Source organism: Streptomyces sp. NPDC048623 (assembly GCF_040650755.1).
Lineage (GTDB): Bacteria > Actinomycetota > Actinomycetes > Streptomycetales > Streptomycetaceae > Streptomyces.
The window spans coordinates 18,489-34,710 of sequence record NZ_JBEZHV010000039.1 but is presented as its reverse complement, the minus strand read 5'-3'; the positions used below and the strand labels follow the sequence as shown (position 1 = coordinate 34,710).

Sequence of the window (16,222 nt, the reverse complement as noted above, 5' to 3'; positions counted from 1 at the left end):
CTTCTCGCGTTGTCCACAGGGCGTTTTCCACAGGGGTGGCCGGAGGGGGTGGGCAGGAGGAGAGTGGAGCCATGCAGGGCTGGTGGCGAGAGATCGCCGGGCTGGTGCTGCCGGGCTCCTGCGGAGGTTGTGGGAGTCCTCGTACGGCGCTGTGCCCGTCGTGCGAGGCAGAGCTGACAGGGGGTGCGGTTCGGAGGGTGCGGCCGACGCCGGAGCCGGTGGGGCTGCCGGTGGTGTACGCGGCCGCGGTGTACGAGGGGGTGACACGGGCGATGTTGCTGGAGCACAAGGAGCGGGGCGCGCTGCCGCTCGCCGGGCCGCTGGGCGTGGCGCTCGCCGGGGCCGTGGCGGCCGCTGCCGGGGCCTGCGGCGGGTCCGGGGGCGGTTCGCTGCTTCTCGTACCGGTGCCGTCCTCGCGGCGCTCGGTGCGGGCGCGTGGCCATGATCCGACGCGGCGGATCGCGCTGGCCGCGGCGGGCCGGCTGCGGCGTACGGGGCGGGCGGCGCGGGTTCTGCCGGTGCTGCGGCAGCGGCGGGAGGTGGCCGACCAGGCGGGGCTCGGTGCGCGGGGGCGGCGGGCGAACCTGGCCGGGGCCCTGGAGGTGGCGGCGTCCGGGCGGCGGCCGCTCGCCGAGGCCGTGCGGGCGGGCGCGCGGGTGGTCCTCGTGGACGACCTGATGACCACCGGGGCGTCACTCGCGGAGGCGGCGCGGGCACTCCGCTCCATACACCGTCCGTTCATGTTCACGGGATTGACGGACAGCCCGAAGGGAGGCGCTGGAGAAGGGCAATTCGAACAGCCCGTGGGAGCGGTAGTCGCATCCTCTCCGTCGTCGTTCGAAATAAACCGGAACTCGCGGGGAAGTTGCATCGTTGCAGGTGGTGAGCGGTGAAAACACTCGAATGGAGGTAACCGGCTCCAGCGGGTGCCGACACCCGTCCGAACGAGCTATGTTCGGTTGTGAGGAATGGTGAATGCCACGCCTCACCGAATGCACGGGTGCGCCTACAGGACAGGAGTTCAGGGCGAATTAACCTCTGGTTGATGGGGTGGGGAGCTTGTCGACTGGGGAGGAAGGGGTCAGGTCGCCAAGTCCGAGGCTCCGGTAATCGCCGGGGTCTGGTGCAAAGGGATAAGCCCGCCGGCCAAGGAGCCGGGAGGGGCGATCCGGGAACGGAGTTCTGCGTGGACATCGTCGTCAAGGGCCGCAAGACCGAGGTGCCCGAGCGGTTCCGGAAGCACGTGGCCGAGAAGCTGAACCTGGAGAAGATCCAGAAGCTCGACGGCAAGGTGATCAGCCTCGACGTCGAGGTGTCCAAGGAGCACAACCCGCGGCAGGCCGACAGGTCGGACCGCGTGGAGATCACCGTCCATTCCCGAGGCCCGGTGATCCGGGCGGAAGCGGCGGCAGGCGACCCGTACGCAGCGCTCGACCTCGCCCACGGCAAGCTTGAGGCGCGACTGCGCAAGCAGCACGACAAGCGGTACGCACGCCGTGGCGCCGGCCGGCTGTCGGCGGCCGAGGTCGGCGACGTGGTGCACGGCGCCGCCGAGCTCAACGGAAGCGGCGAACTCGTCGCCGACCAGTCCGAGAGCGTGCCCGCCACGATGATGGGCTCGATCGAGGTACAGGGCGAAGGCCCCCTGGTGGTGAGGGAGAAGACCCACACGGCCGCCCCCATGACGCTCGGCCAGGCGCTCTACGAGATGGAGCTGGTCGGGCACGACTTCTATCTCTTCGTCGACTCCGACACGAAGCAGCCCAGTGTCGTCTACCGGCGGCACGCCTACGACTACGGCGTCATCCACCTCGAGAGCGACCCGCTCGCCGGTGAGGACCTCGGTGGCGCGGGCGGCGCGCTCGGCGGCTGACCCGCCGGACCGCGCCCCGGTCGCGGACCACGACACGGTGCCCCTGGAGCGCCTCGCGCGCCCCCAGGGGCACCCCTGTGCGCCGGTCTGCGCCCACGGGGGATCAACGCGCCGGGGCCGCGGCATGAAAGCATGGGGTGCACGCCAACCGGTGCTCTCCGAGGAGCGGTTGGGGACCGAAAGCGAATCAGTACACGACTTCAGGCCACGGCCTTCAGGGGTGGGAACGATGGCGGACAGCTTCGGGCCGGTGCACGGCGGGCGAAGCCTCGACGGCCCGGTGAACCCGGAGGGAATGGATTCGGCCAACGGCACGTCCCGTGACGAGCCGATCAGGGTCCTCGTCGTGGACGATCACGCCCTTTTCCGCCGCGGTCTGGAGATCGTCCTCGCCCAGGAGGAGGACATCCAGGTCGTCGGCGAGGCGGGCGACGGCGCGGAAGCCGTCGACAAGGCCGCGGATCTGCTGCCCGACATCGTCCTGATGGACGTCCGCATGCCCAAGCGGGGCGGAATCGAGGCGTGCACCTCCATCAAGGAGGTCGCGCCCAGCGCGAAGATCATCATGCTGACGATCAGCGACGAGGAGGCCGACCTCTACGACGCGATCAAGGCGGGCGCGACCGGCTATCTCCTCAAGGAGATCTCCACCGACGAGGTCGCCACCGCGATCCGCGCCGTCGCCGACGGGCAGTCGCAGATCAGCCCGTCGATGGCGTCGAAGCTGCTCACCGAGTTCAAGTCGATGATCCAGCGCACCGACGAGCGCCGGCTCGTGCCCGCGCCGCGCCTCACCGACCGCGAGCTGGAGGTCCTCAAGCTCGTCGCGACCGGCATGAACAACCGGGACATCGCCAAGGAGCTGTTCATCTCCGAGAACACGGTGAAGAACCACGTCCGCAACATCCTGGAGAAGCTGCAGCTGCACTCCCGGATGGAGGCCGTGGTCTACGCGATGCGGGAGAAGATCCTCGAGATCCGCTGACCCGCCCCTGCACAGGCCCGGCCCCGGGCCGGGACCCGGCTCACGACTCCCGCCCCAGGACCCGTTGCCCAGGACCCGTTGCCCAGGACCCGTTGCCCGGGACCCCGGCCCGCGGGCCTCAGCCCAGGGCCTTCACCAGGTCCGGGGCCAGCTCCGGGGCGTCCACCCGCTCGACCGCGACCGCGTCGCAGCCCACCCACTCCGCGGCCTCGCGCAGCGCCTGCGCCACCGCCGGGACCGCCTTGGGGCCGTCCAGGGTGACCTGCCGGGCGACCAGCGTCCGGCCGTCGCGCGCCGGGTCCACCCGGCCCACCAGCCGGCCGCCCGCAAGGACGGGCATCGCGAAATACCCGTACACCCGCTTCTGCTTCGGCACATACGCCTCCAGGCGGTGGGTGAAGCCGAAGATGCGCTCGGTGCGCGGCCGTTCCCAGATCAGCGAGTCGAACGGCGAGAGCAGCGTCGTACGGTGCCGGCCGCGCGGCTCGGTCGCGAGCGCCGCGGGATCGGCCCAGGCCGGCTTCCCCCAGCCCGCCACCGTCACCGGCACCAGACCCGAGTCCGCCACCACCGCGTCGAAGGCCTCGCCCTTGATCCGGTGGTAGTCGGCGAGGTCCGCCCGGGTGCCGACGCCCAGCGCCTCGCCCGCCTGCCGGACGAGGCGGCGCAGACACTCCCTGTCGTCCAGGTCGTCGTGCAGCAGCGCGTCCGGCACGGCGCGCTCCGCCAGGTCGTACACCCGCTTCCAGCCGCGCCGCTCGGTGACGACCACCTCGCCGAACATCAGTGCCCGCTCGACGGCGATCTTCGAGTCGGACCAGTCCCACCACTCGCCCTTGTTCTTGGCGCCGCCCAGCTCGGTGGCGGTCTGCGGCCCCTCGGCCTTCAGCTGGGAGATCACCGCCTCGTACGCCCCGTCCGACAGCTGGTGGTTCCAGTGCGGGCGGTCCCGGTAGGCGCGGCGGCGGAAGGCGAAGTGCGGCCACTCCTCGATGGGCAGGATGCAGGCGGCGTGCGACCAGTACTCGAAGGCGTGCCCGTCCGTCCAGTACGCCTCCTCGACCGTGCGGCGGCCGACCGCGCCCAGGCGCGCGTACGGAATCAGCTCGTGCGAGCGGGCGAGGACGGAGATGGTGTCCAGCTGGACCTGCCCGAGGTGGCGCAGCACGCCCCGCACCCCGGCGCGGCGGTCGGGGGCGCCGAGGAATCCCTGGGCCCGCAGGGCGATCCGGCGGGCGTCGTCGGCGGACAGTGACAGTTCGGCGGCGGGGTGCGGGGCGGTCGTCATGCTCCGACCCTAGGGCCTGGCACTGACAGTGCTCAGGCCCTCGCGGCGGTCCGATCCCCGGCCCGCGCTCGCGCCCCCGCTCATGCCTCCGCCCCGGCCTGCGCTCATGCCTCCGCCCCGGCCTTCGCCGGGAGGTACGGCAGGGACGACGGCAGACCCAGGTCGGAGGGGAGCAGGGAGCCGAGCCAGGAGTCGCGGATCGTGCCCTTGTTGATCAGACCGGCGCGCTCCACGCCCTCGATCGTGAAACCCGCCCGCTCGGCGACCGCCCGCGACGGCGCGTTGCCGACCTCGGCACGCCACAGCAGACGGTGCACGCCGAGCGAGCCGAAGGCCCAGCGGGCGACGGCGCCGACCGCCTCCGTCATGTAGCCGTGGCCACGGTGTTCCCTGACCATCCAGTAGCCGACTTCCCGGATGCCCGGGCCGCGCGGGTGCAGACCGATCGCGGCGAGCAGCGGCCCGCCTTCCAGGGGCTCGACGGCGAAGATGTACTCCCCGTCCTGCTGCCACCCCTCGGGCGCGATGCGGGTCACGAACAGTTCGGCGTCCGCGCTGCTGTACGGGGACGGGATGGTGGTCCAGCGCTGGATGCCGGGGTCCTGGCAGGCGGCGTACACCGCCTCGGCGTCCTCCGGTACGAAGGGGCGCAGGCGAAGGCGGTCGGTGGTGAGTGTGATGGGCTCCATGACGGAATTCTGGTGACCCGCCGGACCGGATGCGAACACTTTTCGCATGGGGCGGCACCTTCCGGCGGCCTCGTGCGTTGGTCAGGGAGCGAGGTGTCACGGGCGGGACCAAGGCCCTCGGCACCGGCCTCGCACCGCTCCGGCACTGCGGGCCTCCCTCCGCGAGGGTGGTCTCGCTTACCATGGCCGTTGCGGTGGGGACCACCTGCCGTGCCCGCGCCCGAGTCATGACAAGACCCAGTGCCAGGCCCGACCGGCAAGGAGACCAGCCTCAGTGTCCGTCTTCAACAAGCTCATGCGTGCAGGCGAAGGCAAGATCCTGCGCAAACTGCACCGCATCGCGGACCAGGTCAACTCCATCGAAGAGGACTTCGTCAACCTCTCCGACGCCGAGTTGCGGGCGCTCACGGACGAGTACAAGGAGCGCTACGCCGACGGCGAGAGCCTCGACGACCTCCTTCCGGAGGCGTTCGCCACCGTCCGTGAGGCGGCCAAGCGCGTGCTCGGCCAGCGCCACTACGACGTGCAGATCATGGGCGGTGCCGCCCTCCACCTCGGTTACGTCGCCGAGATGAAGACCGGTGAGGGCAAGACCCTCGTCGGTACCCTCCCGGCGTATCTGAACGCGCTGTCCGGCAAGGGCGTCCACCTGATCACGGTGAACGACTACCTGGCCGAGCGCGACTCCGAGATGATGGGCCGCGTCCACCGCTTCCTGGGCCTGAACGTCGGCTGCATCCTGGCGAACATGACGCCGGCGCAGCGCCGCGAGCAGTACGCCTGCGACATCACGTACGGCACGAACAACGAGTTCGGCTTCGACTACCTGCGCGACAACATGGCGTGGTCCCAGGACGAGCTCGTCCAGCGCGGCCACAACTACGCGTGTGTCGACGAGGTCGACTCGATCCTCGTCGACGAGGCCCGTACGCCGCTGATCATCTCCGGCCCGGCCGACCAGGCCACCAAGTGGTACGGCGACTTCGCGAAGCTGGTCACCCGCCTCACCAAGGGTGAGCCCGGCAACCCGATGAAGGGCATCGAGGAGACCGGCGACTACGAGGTCGACGAGAAGAAGCGCACGGTCGCCATCCACGAGTCCGGCGTCGCCAAGGTCGAGGACTGGCTGGGCATCGACAACCTGTACGAGTCGGTGAACACCCCGCTCGTCGGTTACCTGAACAACGGCATCAAGGCCAAGGAACTCTTCAAGAAGGACAAGGACTACGTCGTCATCGACGGCGAAGTCATGATCGTCGACGAGCACACCGGCCGTATCCTCGCCGGCCGCCGCTACAACGAGGGCATGCACCAGGCCATCGAGGCCAAGGAGGGCGTGCCGATCAAGGACGAGAACCAGACGCTCGCCACGATCACCCTCCAGAACTTCTTCCGCCTCTACGACAAGCTCTCCGGCATGACCGGTACGGCCATGACCGAGGCGGCCGAGTTCCACCAGATCTACAAGCTGGGCGTCGTGCCGATCCCGACGAACAAGCCCATGCAGCGCAAGGACCAGCCGGACCTGATCTACCGGACCGAGGTCGCCAAGTTCGCCGCCGTCGTCGACGACATCGCGGAGAAGTACGAGAAGGGCCAGCCGGTCCTCGTCGGCACGACCTCCGTCGAGAAGTCCGAGTACCTGTCGCAGCAGCTCAGCAAGCGTGGCGTGCCGCACGAGGTGCTGAACGCGAAGCACCACGAGCGCGAGGCCGTGATCGTCGCGCAGGCCGGCCGCAAGGGCGCCGTCACGGTCGCCACGAACATGGCCGGCCGTGGTACGGACATCAAGCTCGGCGGCAACCCCGACGACCTCGCCGAGGCGGAGCTGCGCCAGGCGGGCCTCGACCCGGTCGAGCACGTCGAGGAGTGGGCCGCGGCCCTGCCGGCCGCCCTGGAGCGCGCCGAGAAGGCCGTGAAGGCGGAGTTCGAGGAGGTCAAGGAGCTCGGCGGCCTGTACGTCCTGGGCACCGAGCGCCACGAGTCGCGCCGTATCGACAACCAGCTGCGCGGTCGTTCCGGCCGTCAGGGCGACCCGGGCGAGTCCCGCTTCTACCTGTCGCTCGGCGACGACCTGATGCGCCTGTTCAAGGCGCAGATGGTCGAGCGCGTCATGGCCATGGCCAACGTGCCGGACGACGTGCCGATCGAGAACAAGATGGTCACCCGCGCCATCGCCTCCGCGCAGGGCCAGGTCGAGTCGCAGAACTTCGAGACCCGTAAGAACGTCCTGAAGTACGACGAGGTGCTCAACCGGCAGCGCGAGGTCATCTACGGCGAGCGCCGCCGCGTCCTGGAGGGCGAGGACCTGCACGAGCAGGTGCGGCACTTCATGGACGACACGATCGACGACTACATCCGCCAGGAGACCGCCGAAGGCTTCGCCGAGGAGTGGGACCTGGACCGGCTGTGGGGTGCGTTCAAGCAGCTCTACCCGGCGAAGGTTACGGTCGAAGAGCTCGAGGACGCGACGGGCGACCGGGCGGGCATCACCGCCGAGTTCATCGCGGAGTCCGTCAAGGACGACATCCACGACCAGTACGACGCGCGCGAGAAGCAGCTCGGCTCCGACATCATGCGCGAGCTGGAGCGACGGGTCGTCCTGTCGGTCCTCGACCGCAAGTGGCGCGAGCACCTCTACGAGATGGACTACCTGCAGGAGGGCATCGGCCTGCGGGCGATGGCCCAGAAGGACCCGCTGGTCGAGTACCAGCGCGAGGGCTTCGACATGTTCTCCGCGATGATGGAGGGCATCAAGGAGGAGTCCGTCGGCTACCTGTTCAACCTGGAGGTCCAGGTCGAGCAGCAGGTCGAGGAGGTCCCGGTGCAGGAGGCCGCGCCGGCCCCGTCCCTGGAGAAGCAGGACGCGCCCGTCGCGGCGGGCGCCGCCCGCCCGGAGATCCGCGCCAAGGGCCTGGACACGCCGCAGCGTCCGGACCGGCTGCACTTCTCCGCGCCGAAGGTCGACGGTGACGGGTCGGTCGTCGAGGGCGACTTCGCGTCGGAGAGCGGCGCGGGTGACGCGGGCGACGGCATGACGCGTGCGGAGCGCCGCAAGGCGCAGAAGAGCGCGGGTGGGCGTCGCCGGAAGAAGTGACGCGCACGGAGGTGTGAGGGGCTGGTCGCCGGGAGGCGGCCGGCCCCTCTGCCGTGTGCGGCGCGAGCGCGGCGCGTGTGCGGGCGGGCTCGGGCTGTGTGCTGCCCGCAGGGGCCGTCGGCCCCACGGCCCGCCCCGTACCCCGCATCTCGCCCCTACGTGAGCCCGTCGAGTTCGACCGCGGCGCAGCGCCAGCGGCGGTCACGGCCGCGTTCCAGGCGGAAGGCCATGGCCCGGACCCGGTCGCCCGTGGCGATGGTGGCGCAGGCCTCCACGGCCTCCCGGTGCCCCGGGTGTCGCGCGGTGCACCGGCGCACCACGGGTCGCGGCCCGGAGGAGCGGAGCGGCATCGTGGGCGCGAGCTGGACGAGCTGCTCGTACGCCTCGCCGATGGTGTACCCGAGCATCCAGTGCACCGGCCGGTCCCCGCTCAGCACGGCCAGCAGCCGTTCCGCGAACATCACGTGCAACGGCACCACCCGCGGCGGCGAGACCCCGGCCCGCCCGCGCGGCCGGGTCCCGGCCGGCCCGGAGGGCCCGGGTCCGGTGGGCCGCCGCGGGGCGGTCCGGGGGCGGGGGTGCGGGTGGTGAGGGTGCGTGGTCATGAGGATCCCCGTTCGTCGCGATGGGTCACCGTCCGGTACCGGTCGGTAACTTCGTTGGGGATCTTGTACGGTCCGGCGCCCCGGCCGGGCAAGGGGCGACAGCGGCTCGGCGGCCGCCCGGCGAGGTTCACCTATCCGGATGACGGGCCAAGCGGGGACTGGGCTGTGGGCCGTCGGCGGGGTGGTCGGGATGCCCGGCGGCACGGGAAGACGGGCCCTCGATAGGGGACGCGGGAGGTGCCTCGTACGGGCTAACGGGCCCCCACCGCCCGTACCCGCCTTCGCACGTATCCTGAGGGCGAAACCGACGACGAAAGCGGCCAGCCATGCGCGTGTACGTACCTCTGACCCTTCCCGGTCTCGCACTGGCGCACAAGGCCGGTGAGCTCGGGCCCGGGCCGGTGGTGGCCTATGGGGTGACGCCCGCGCTGCGGGAGTGGTACGTGTCCGACGACATCGAGGAGCTGGAGTACGCGGCCCTCAACCGGGCGGCCGCCGCCTCGCTGCGGCTGATCGCCCAGGATCCCCACGCGGCCCGGCAGCGCGTCGTCGTCGCCGTCGACGTCGCCGACATGGACGCCGTCATGGATCCCGACCGCGGGCTCGACGCGAGTGCGCTCGGGGAGGTGTGGATCGCCGCCGCCGTGCCGCTCGCTAAGGCCGCGGCCGTGCACGTCGACGCCGAGGACGCCGAAGCCGACGTCGCCGCCGCCGCGGACGCGCTCGGCGCGGCCGACCAGGGCGACGGCGACGCGCAGTTCGTCGTGGACGGCGCCGAGGACCACGAGCTGCTCTGGTACGGCGTCCAGGAAATCCCCGGGCTCCTGGCCTGACCCTGGCGGTACCGTGGCTCTCCATGGGGAAGCACGGGAAGCACGGCACACGCAGCGGCACACACAGCGGCGGCAAGCATCTGGTCTGGGACTGGAACGGCACGCTGCTCGACGACATCAGCGCCGTCATCGGCGCCACCAACGCGGCCTTCGCCGAGCTCGGACTCGACCCGATCACCCTGGAGCGGTACCGCGAGCTGTACACGGTGCCCGTACCGAAGTTCTACGAGCGCCTCCTGGGGCGGCTGCCCACCGATGACGAGTGGACGCGGATGGACGTCATCTTCCACCGCCACTACTGGGAGCGCGCCGACGCCTGCGGGCTCACCACCGGGGCCGCGGACCTGCTCGCCGCGCGCCGGGCGTCCGGCTTCACCCAGTCGCTGCTGTCGCTCGCGCCGCACGCCGAACTGATCCCGCTCGTGCGGCGGCACGGCATCGCCGAGCACTTCGTCCGCATGGACGGGCGCGCCGACAGCTCCAGCGACGGCAAGTCCGGGCACATGGTGCGGCACCTGGCGGCGCTCGAGGTGCCGGCCGAGCGGGTCGTCGTCATCGGCGACGCGGCGGACGACGCGGTGGCGGCGCGGCACGTGGGGGCGAAGGCGGTGCTGTACACCGGCGGCTCGCACAGCCGCCGCAGCTTGGAGCGGGTGGGCGTGCCGGTCGTCGATTCGCTGGCGGAGGCGGTCGCCGTCGCGGACGAGCTGGTCTAGGGCCACCGCCGTGGGGGGTGGGGGAGCCGGGCGCGGCCCAGCTCCCCCACCCCCCCAGCGCGGTCTCGGACCCCCGTACCGCCCCTACACCCCCGACTCCCTCAGCACCTTCAGGAACTCCCTCATCCACGTCGGGTGGTCCGGCCACGCCCGCGACGACACCAGCTTGCCGTCCACCACCGCCTCCGTGTCCTGGAAGCTCGCGCCCGCCGCCTGCATGTCCAGTTCGAGCGCCGGGTACGCCGTCACCCGGCGGCCCTCCAGGGAGCCGAGCGCGGCGGTCAGCAGCGGGCCGTGGCAGATCTGGGCGACCGGCTTGTCCGCGTCGAAGAAGGACTTGAGGATCTTGCGAAGCTCCGGATCGTTGCGGAGGTACTCCGGGGCCCGGCCGCCCGGGATCACCACGGCCACGTAGTCGCCCGCGTCGACCTCCGAGAAGGCCAGGTCGGCGGGCCAGGTATAGCCCGGCTTCTCCGTGTACGTGTCGTAGCCCGGCTCGAAGTCGTGGACCACGAAGCGGAGCTGCTTGCGCGAGGGGGCCGCGATGTCGACCTCGTACCCCTCTTCGAGGAGACGCTGGTACGGGTACATCACCTCCAGCGACTCCGCCGCGTCCCCGGTCACGATCAAGATCTTCGTCATGGCGACTCCCCGGTCTGTCCAGATCTCCGATGTCGGTGTACTCACCGCGTGTGCCCCGTCGAAACATTCGTCGCTGTCCACAGTGTCAAACTTCGCGCCCCTCTTTTGTACACATAAGGCTCATGACGGCCGGGGGGTCAACAGCGATAGGCTTTTCCCGTGATCAGCGCGATACGCCGAGGGGGCAGCGCAGCCCCCGGCATCCGCCCGGTTCGCCACAGGCGCCGGGCCGACGGTGCGTTCGCGGAGATCCCCCGTCCGGGGCGGACGGCCACCCCATGCGCGGCCACCACCTGCGCGGCTAGCACATGCGCGGCCACCGCACACGCCGTGGCCGAGAAGCGCCCGGACATCTCTCATCGCGGCATAACGTCTCTTGCGACCGGTACCACCGCGTCGTGGCGTTGTGTCCTTTCTTCCACCGACGTCACGCAACGGCGCGCGACAGGAGTCAGAGGACATGCAGACCAAGCTGGACGAAGCCAAGGCCGAGCTGCTCGATCGGGCCGCCCGGGTAGCTGAGAACAGCCCGGCCGGGGGGCGACTTCCGGCGGGGCCGAAGAACGGGAAGCGTCCGGACCACGCGACCCTGCTCGACTACCTCCAGCGCTACTACCTGCACACCGCGCCCGAGGACCTGGCCGACCGCGACGCCGACGACGTCTTCGGCGCCGCGCTCTCCCACTACCGCCTGGCCGAGAACCGTCCGCAGGGCACCGCGAACGTCCGCGTCCACACCCCGACGGTCGAGGAGAACGGCTGGACCTGCAGCCACTCCGTCGTCGAGGTCGTCACGGACGACATGCCCTTCCTCGTCGACTCCGTGACCAACGAGCTGTCCCGCCAGGGGCGCGGCATCCACGTGGTCATCCACCCGCAGGTGCTGGTCCGCCGCGACCTCACCGGCAAGCTCATCGAGGTGCTCACCAAGGAGCCCAAGCCCAAGCCGAAGAGCGAGCTGCCGCACGACGTCCTCGTCGAGTCCTGGATCCACGTCGAGATCGACCGCGAGACCGACAAGGCCGACCTCAAGCAGATCACCAGCGACCTGCTGCGCGTCCTGTCCGACGTCCGCGAGGCCGTCGAGGACTGGGAGAAGATGCGCGACGCCGCGCTGCGCATCGCCGACGGCCTCCCCGACGAGCCCACCGCCTCCGACCTGCGCCCGACCGAGGTCGAGGAGGCCCGCGAGCTGCTCCGCTGGCTCGCCGAGGACCACTTCACCTTCCTCGGATACCGCGAGTACGAGCTGGTCAACGGCGACGCCCTGGCCGCCGTGCCCGGCACCGGCCTCGGCATCCTGCGCTCCGACCCGCACCACAGCGGCGACGACAACCACGCCCACCCGGTCTCCCCGTCCTTCAGCCGGCTGCCCGCCGACGCCCGCGCCAAGGCCCGCGAGCACAAGCTGCTGATCCTGACGAAGGCCAACAGCCGCGCGACCGTCCACCGCCCCTCGTACCTCGACTACGTCGGTGTGAAGAAGTTCGACGCCGACGGCAACGTCATCGGCGAGCGCCGCTTCCTCGGCCTCTTCTCCTCGGCCGCCTACACCGAGTCCGTGCGCCGGGTGCCCGTCATCAAGCGCAAGGTCCAGGAAGTCCTGGAGATCGCCGGCTTCCTGCCGAGCAGCCACGACGGCCGCGACCTGCTCCAGATCCTGGAGACCTACCCGCGCGACGAGCTGTTCCAGACCCCGGCCGAAGAGCTGCAGGCCATCGTCACCAGCGTCCTGTACCTGCAGGAGCGCCGCCGGCTGCGGCTCTACCTGCGCCAGGACGAGTACGGCCGCTACTACTCCGCCCTCGTCTACCTGCCGCGCGACCGCTACACCACCCGCGTCCGGCTGCGCATCATCGACATCCTCAAGGAAGAGCTGAACGGCACCAGCGTCGACTTCACGGCCTGGAACACCGAGTCGATCCTGTCCCGGCTGCACTTCGTCATCCGCGTCGAGCCCGGCACGGAGCTGGCCAAGCTCACCGAGGCCGATGTCGACCGCATCGAGAGCCGGCTCGCCGAGGCCACCCGCTCCTGGGCCGACGGCTTCGCCGAGGCGCTCAACGCCGAGTGCGGCGAGGAGCGCGCCGCCGAGCTGCTGCGCCGCTACGGCAACGCCTTCCCCGAGGGCTACAAGGCCGACCACTCGCCGCGCGCCGCCGTCGCCGACCTCCAGCACCTGGAGGCCCTGGCCGGCAGCGAGCAGGACTTCGCGCTCTCGCTGTACGAGCCGGTCGTGTCCGGCGCCGGCGAGCGCCGCTTCAAGATCTACAAGACCGGCGAGCAGATCTCCCTCTCCGCCGTCCTGCCGGTGCTCAACCGGCTCGGCGTCGAGGTCACCGACGAGCGCCCGTACGAGCTGCGCTGCGCCGACCGCACCCACGCCTGGGTCTACGACTTCGGCCTGCGGATGCCCACGTCCACCGGCAACGGTGACTACCTCGGCGACGACGCCCGCGAGCGCTTCCAGGAGGCCTTCGCCGCCACCTGGACCGGCGAGGCCGAGAACGACAACTTCAACTCCCTCGTCCTCTCCGCCGGGCTCACCTGGCGTGAGGCGATGGTGCTGCGCGCCTACGCCAAGTACCTGCGCCAGGCCGGCTCGACCTTCAGCCAGGACTACATGGAGGACACCCTCCGTAACAACGTCCACACCACCCGGTTGCTGGTCAACCTCTTCGAGGCCCGGATGGCGCCGGAGCGGCAGCGCGCCGGCACCGAGCTGATCGACGGGCTCCTGGAGGAGTTGGACGGCGCCCTGGACCAGGTCGCCTCCCTCGACGAGGACCGCATCCTGCGCTCCTTCCTCACCGTCATCAAGGCCACCCTCCGGACCAACTTCTTCCAGAAGAGCGCCGCGGGCCAGGCCCACTCCTACGTCTCGATGAAGTTCGACCCGCAGGCCATCCCCGACCTGCCGGCGCCGCGCCCCGCCTTCGAGATCTGGGTGTACTCGCCGCGCGTCGAGGGCGTCCACCTGCGCTTCGGCAAGGTCGCCCGAGGCGGCCTGCGCTGGTCCGACCGCCGTGAGGACTTCCGTACCGAGATCCTCGGCCTGGTCAAGGCGCAGATGGTGAAGAACACCGTCATCGTGCCGGTCGGCGCCAAGGGCGGCTTCGTCGCCAAGCAGCTCCCGGACCCGTCCGTGGACCGTGACGCGTGGCTGGCCGAGGGCATCGCCTCGTACAAGACCTTCATCTCGGCGCTCCTCGACATCACCGACAACCTGGTGGCCGGCGAGGTCGTGCCCCCGGCCGACGTGGTCCGCCACGACGAGGACGACACCTACCTGGTCGTCGCCGCCGACAAGGGCACCGCGACCTTCTCCGACATCGCCAACGGCGTGGCGCAGGACTACGGCTTCTGGCTGGGCGACGCCTTCGCCTCGGGCGGCTCCGCCGGCTACGACCACAAGGGCATGGGCATCACCGCCCGCGGTGCCTGGGAGTCGGTCAAGCGGCACTTCCGCGAGCTGGGCCACGACACCCAGACCGAGGACTTCACCGTCGTCGGCGTCGGCGACATGTCCGGCGACGTCTTCGGCAACGGCATGCTGCTCTCCGAGCACATCCGTCTCGTCGCGGCCTTCGACCACCGCCACATCTTCATCGACCCGAACCCGGACGCGGCCACCTCGTACGCCGAGCGCCGCCGCCTCTTCGAGCTGCCCCGCTCGTCCTGGGCCGACTACAACACCGAGCTGCTGTCCGCGGGCGGCGGCGTCCACCCGCGTACCGCCAAGTCCATCCCGGTCAACGCGCAGATGCGGGCCGCCCTCGGCATCGAGGCCGGCGTCACCAAGCTGACCCCGGCCGAGCTGATGAAGGCCATCCTGCAGTCGCCCGTCGACCTGCTGTGGAACGGCGGCATCGGCACGTACGTGAAGTCCTCGGCCGAGTCCAACGCCGACGTCGGCGACAAGGCCAACGACGCCATCCGCGTCGACGGCCAGGACGTGCGCGCCAAGGTCATCGGCGAGGGCGGCAACCTCGGCGCGACCCAGCTCGGCCGCATCGAGTTCGCCCGCCACGGCGGACCCGACAGCGAGGGCGGCAGGGTCAACACCGACGCCATCGACAACAGCGCCGGCGTGGACACCTCCGACCACGAGGTCAACATCAAGATCCTGCTCAACGGTCTGGTCGCCGAGGGCGACATGACCCTCAAGCAGCGCAACAAGATCCTCGCCGAGATGACGGACGAGGTCGGCGCGCTCGTGCTGCGCAACAACTACGCGCAGAACACCGCCCTGGCCAACGCCTGCGCGCAGTCGCCGTCCCTGCTCCACGCCCACCAGCGCTTCATGCGCCGGCTCGGCCGCGACGGGGCGCTCGACCGCTCGCTGGAGTTCCTGCCCAACGACCGGCAGATCCGCGACCTGCTCAACAACGCCAGGGGCCTGTCCCAGCCGGAGCTCGCCGTGCTCCTCGCGTACACCAAGATCACGGCGGCCGACGAGCTGATCGGCACCGACCTGCCGGACGACCCGTACCTGCGCGGGCTGCTGCACGCCTACTTCCCGACGCAGCTGCGCGACTCGTTCGCCGAGGCCGTCGACACCCACCCGCTGCGCCGGGAGATCATCACCACGGTCCTGGTCAACGACACCGTCAACACCGGTGGCTCGACCTTCCTGCACCGCCTCCGCGAGGAGACCGGCGCGTCGATCGACGAGATCGTGCGCGCGCAGACCGCGGCCCGCGTGATCTTCCGCCTCGGCGAGGTCTGGGACGCCGTCGAGGACCTCGACAACAAGGTGGCCGCCGACGTCCAGACCCGGATGCGTCTGCACTCGCGCCGGCTCGTCGAGCGCGGCACCCGCTGGCTGCTCAACAACCGGCCGCAGCCGCTCCAGATCGGCGAGACCATCGAGTTCTTCTCGGAGCGGGTCGAGCAGGTCTGGGAGAAGCTGCCGCAGCTGCTGCGCGGCTCGGACCTGGAGTGGTACCAGTCGATCCTGGACGAGCTGACCGGCGTCGGCGTCCCGGAGGAGCTGGCGCTGCGCGTGGCCGGTTTCTCCTCCGCCTTCCCGACGCTCGACATCGTCGCGGTGGCGGACCGCACCGGCAAGGACCCGCTGGCGGTCGCCGAGGTCTACTACGACCTGGCCGACCGGCTGCGGATCTCCGGCCTGATGGACCGGATCATCGAGCTGCCGCGCAACGACCGCTGGCAGTCGATGGCCCGCGCCTCCATCCGCGAGGACCTGTTCGCCGCGCACGCCGCGCTCACCGCGGACGTCCTGGCGGCCGGCAACGGCACCTCCACCCCGGAGCAGCGGTTCAAGGCCTGGGAGGACACGAACACGGCGATCCTGGGCCGGGCCCGCACGACCCTGGACGAGATCCAGGGCTCGGACGCCTTCGACCTGGCGAACCTGTCGGTCGCGATGCGGACGATGCGCACCCTGCTCCGTACGCACAGCTGATCCCTCGGTGACAGGGGGGCGCCCCCGTCGGTCTTCGTGACCGGCGGGGGCGCCCCGTTCTCGTAC

11 protein-coding genes are annotated in these 16,222 nt (G+C 70.8%); 7 read left to right on the top strand and 4 right to left on the bottom strand.

Annotated features, from left to right (window positions below; genetic code table 11):
- Positions 1–71: 71 nt before the first annotated feature.
- The 3 genes from AB0C73_RS34280 to AB0C73_RS34270 all read left to right on the top strand — a co-directional run bounded on the left by AB0C73_RS34280 (position 72) and on the right by AB0C73_RS34270 (position 2,858).
- Positions 72–893, top strand: a complete 822-nt coding sequence (locus AB0C73_RS34280; protein ID WP_362537541.1) for a ComF family protein — start codon at positions 72–74, stop codon at positions 891–893.
- Positions 894–1,186: 293 nt separating this feature from the next.
- A complete protein-coding gene (gene raiA, locus AB0C73_RS34275) occupies positions 1,187–1,873 on the top strand; it encodes a ribosome-associated translation inhibitor RaiA (RefSeq protein ID WP_362537539.1) in 687 nt (228 codons plus the stop codon).
- Between the two features lie 229 nt (positions 1,874–2,102).
- Positions 2,103–2,858 carry a response regulator transcription factor gene (locus tag AB0C73_RS34270; protein ID WP_362537537.1) on the top strand — a complete coding sequence of 252 codons (756 nt, stop codon included), beginning with the start codon at positions 2,103–2,105 and terminating at the stop codon, positions 2,856–2,858.
- Positions 2,859–2,976: 118 nt separating this feature from the next.
- Here the strand turns inward: AB0C73_RS34270 and AB0C73_RS34265 are convergent, their stop codons facing one another.
- Together AB0C73_RS34265 and AB0C73_RS34260 are read right to left on the bottom strand one after the other, a co-directional pair.
- Entirely contained in the window at positions 2,977–4,146 is a 1,170-nt protein-coding gene (locus AB0C73_RS34265) for a crosslink repair DNA glycosylase YcaQ family protein (protein WP_362537535.1), read from the bottom strand.
- A 104-nt stretch (positions 4,147–4,250) separates the two neighbouring features.
- Positions 4,251–4,835, bottom strand: coding sequence for a GNAT family N-acetyltransferase (locus AB0C73_RS34260; RefSeq protein WP_362537533.1), 585 nt, complete (start codon positions 4,833–4,835; stop codon positions 4,251–4,253).
- Between the two features lie 274 nt (positions 4,836–5,109).
- Between AB0C73_RS34260 and secA the strand changes: the two genes are divergently transcribed.
- Entirely contained in the window at positions 5,110–7,932 is a 2,823-nt protein-coding gene (gene secA / locus AB0C73_RS34255) for a preprotein translocase subunit SecA (protein WP_362537531.1), read from the top strand.
- Positions 7,933–8,087: 155 nt separating this feature from the next.
- Here secA and AB0C73_RS34250 read toward each other — a convergent pair whose 3' ends face one another.
- Positions 8,088–8,393 (bottom strand): Rv3235 family protein, encoded by a 306-nt coding sequence (locus AB0C73_RS34250; protein ID WP_362537559.1) that lies wholly within the window; start codon positions 8,391–8,393, stop codon positions 8,088–8,090.
- Between the two features lie 470 nt (positions 8,394–8,863).
- Here AB0C73_RS34250 and AB0C73_RS34245 point away from each other — a divergent pair, with 470 nt between their 5' ends.
- Positions 8,864–9,370 (top strand): hypothetical protein, encoded by a 507-nt coding sequence (locus AB0C73_RS34245; RefSeq protein WP_362537529.1) that lies wholly within the window; start codon positions 8,864–8,866, stop codon positions 9,368–9,370.
- Positions 9,371–9,393: 23 nt separating this feature from the next.
- Complete coding sequence (locus AB0C73_RS34240) at positions 9,394–10,086, top strand: HAD hydrolase-like protein (protein ID WP_362537527.1); 693 nt, start codon at positions 9,394–9,396, stop codon at positions 10,084–10,086.
- Positions 10,087–10,170: 84 nt separating this feature from the next.
- Here AB0C73_RS34240 and AB0C73_RS34235 read toward each other — a convergent pair whose 3' ends face one another.
- Positions 10,171–10,728: a DJ-1/PfpI family protein gene (locus AB0C73_RS34235; protein WP_362537525.1), complete on the bottom strand. Its 558-nt coding sequence runs from the start codon at positions 10,726–10,728 to the stop codon at positions 10,171–10,173.
- Positions 10,729–11,188: 460 nt separating this feature from the next.
- Here AB0C73_RS34235 and AB0C73_RS34230 point away from each other — a divergent pair, with 460 nt between their 5' ends.
- Positions 11,189–16,156, top strand: a complete 4,968-nt coding sequence (locus tag AB0C73_RS34230; RefSeq protein WP_362537523.1) for an NAD-glutamate dehydrogenase — start codon at positions 11,189–11,191, stop codon at positions 16,154–16,156.
- The last annotated feature ends 66 nt before the right edge of the window (positions 16,157–16,222 follow it).

Coding starts and splice junctions, on each gene's coding strand:
- AB0C73_RS34280 (WP_362537541.1), top strand. CDS start 72: ATGCAGGGCTGGTGGCGAGAGATCGCCGGGCTGGTGCTGCCGGGCTCC.
- AB0C73_RS34270 (WP_362537537.1), top strand. CDS start 2,103: ATGGCGGACAGCTTCGGGCCGGTGCACGGCGGGCGAAGCCTCGACGGC.
- AB0C73_RS34265 (WP_362537535.1), bottom strand. CDS start 4,146: ATGACGACCGCCCCGCACCCCGCCGCCGAACTGTCACTGTCCGCCGAC.
- AB0C73_RS34260 (WP_362537533.1), bottom strand. CDS start 4,835: ATGGAGCCCATCACACTCACCACCGACCGCCTTCGCCTGCGCCCCTTC.
- AB0C73_RS34250 (WP_362537559.1), bottom strand. CDS start 8,393: ATGTTCGCGGAACGGCTGCTGGCCGTGCTGAGCGGGGACCGGCCGGTG.
- AB0C73_RS34245 (WP_362537529.1), top strand. CDS start 8,864: ATGCGCGTGTACGTACCTCTGACCCTTCCCGGTCTCGCACTGGCGCAC.
- AB0C73_RS34240 (WP_362537527.1), top strand. CDS start 9,394: ATGGGGAAGCACGGGAAGCACGGCACACGCAGCGGCACACACAGCGGC.
- AB0C73_RS34235 (WP_362537525.1), bottom strand. CDS start 10,728: ATGACGAAGATCTTGATCGTGACCGGGGACGCGGCGGAGTCGCTGGAG.
- AB0C73_RS34230 (WP_362537523.1), top strand. CDS start 11,189: ATGCAGACCAAGCTGGACGAAGCCAAGGCCGAGCTGCTCGATCGGGCC.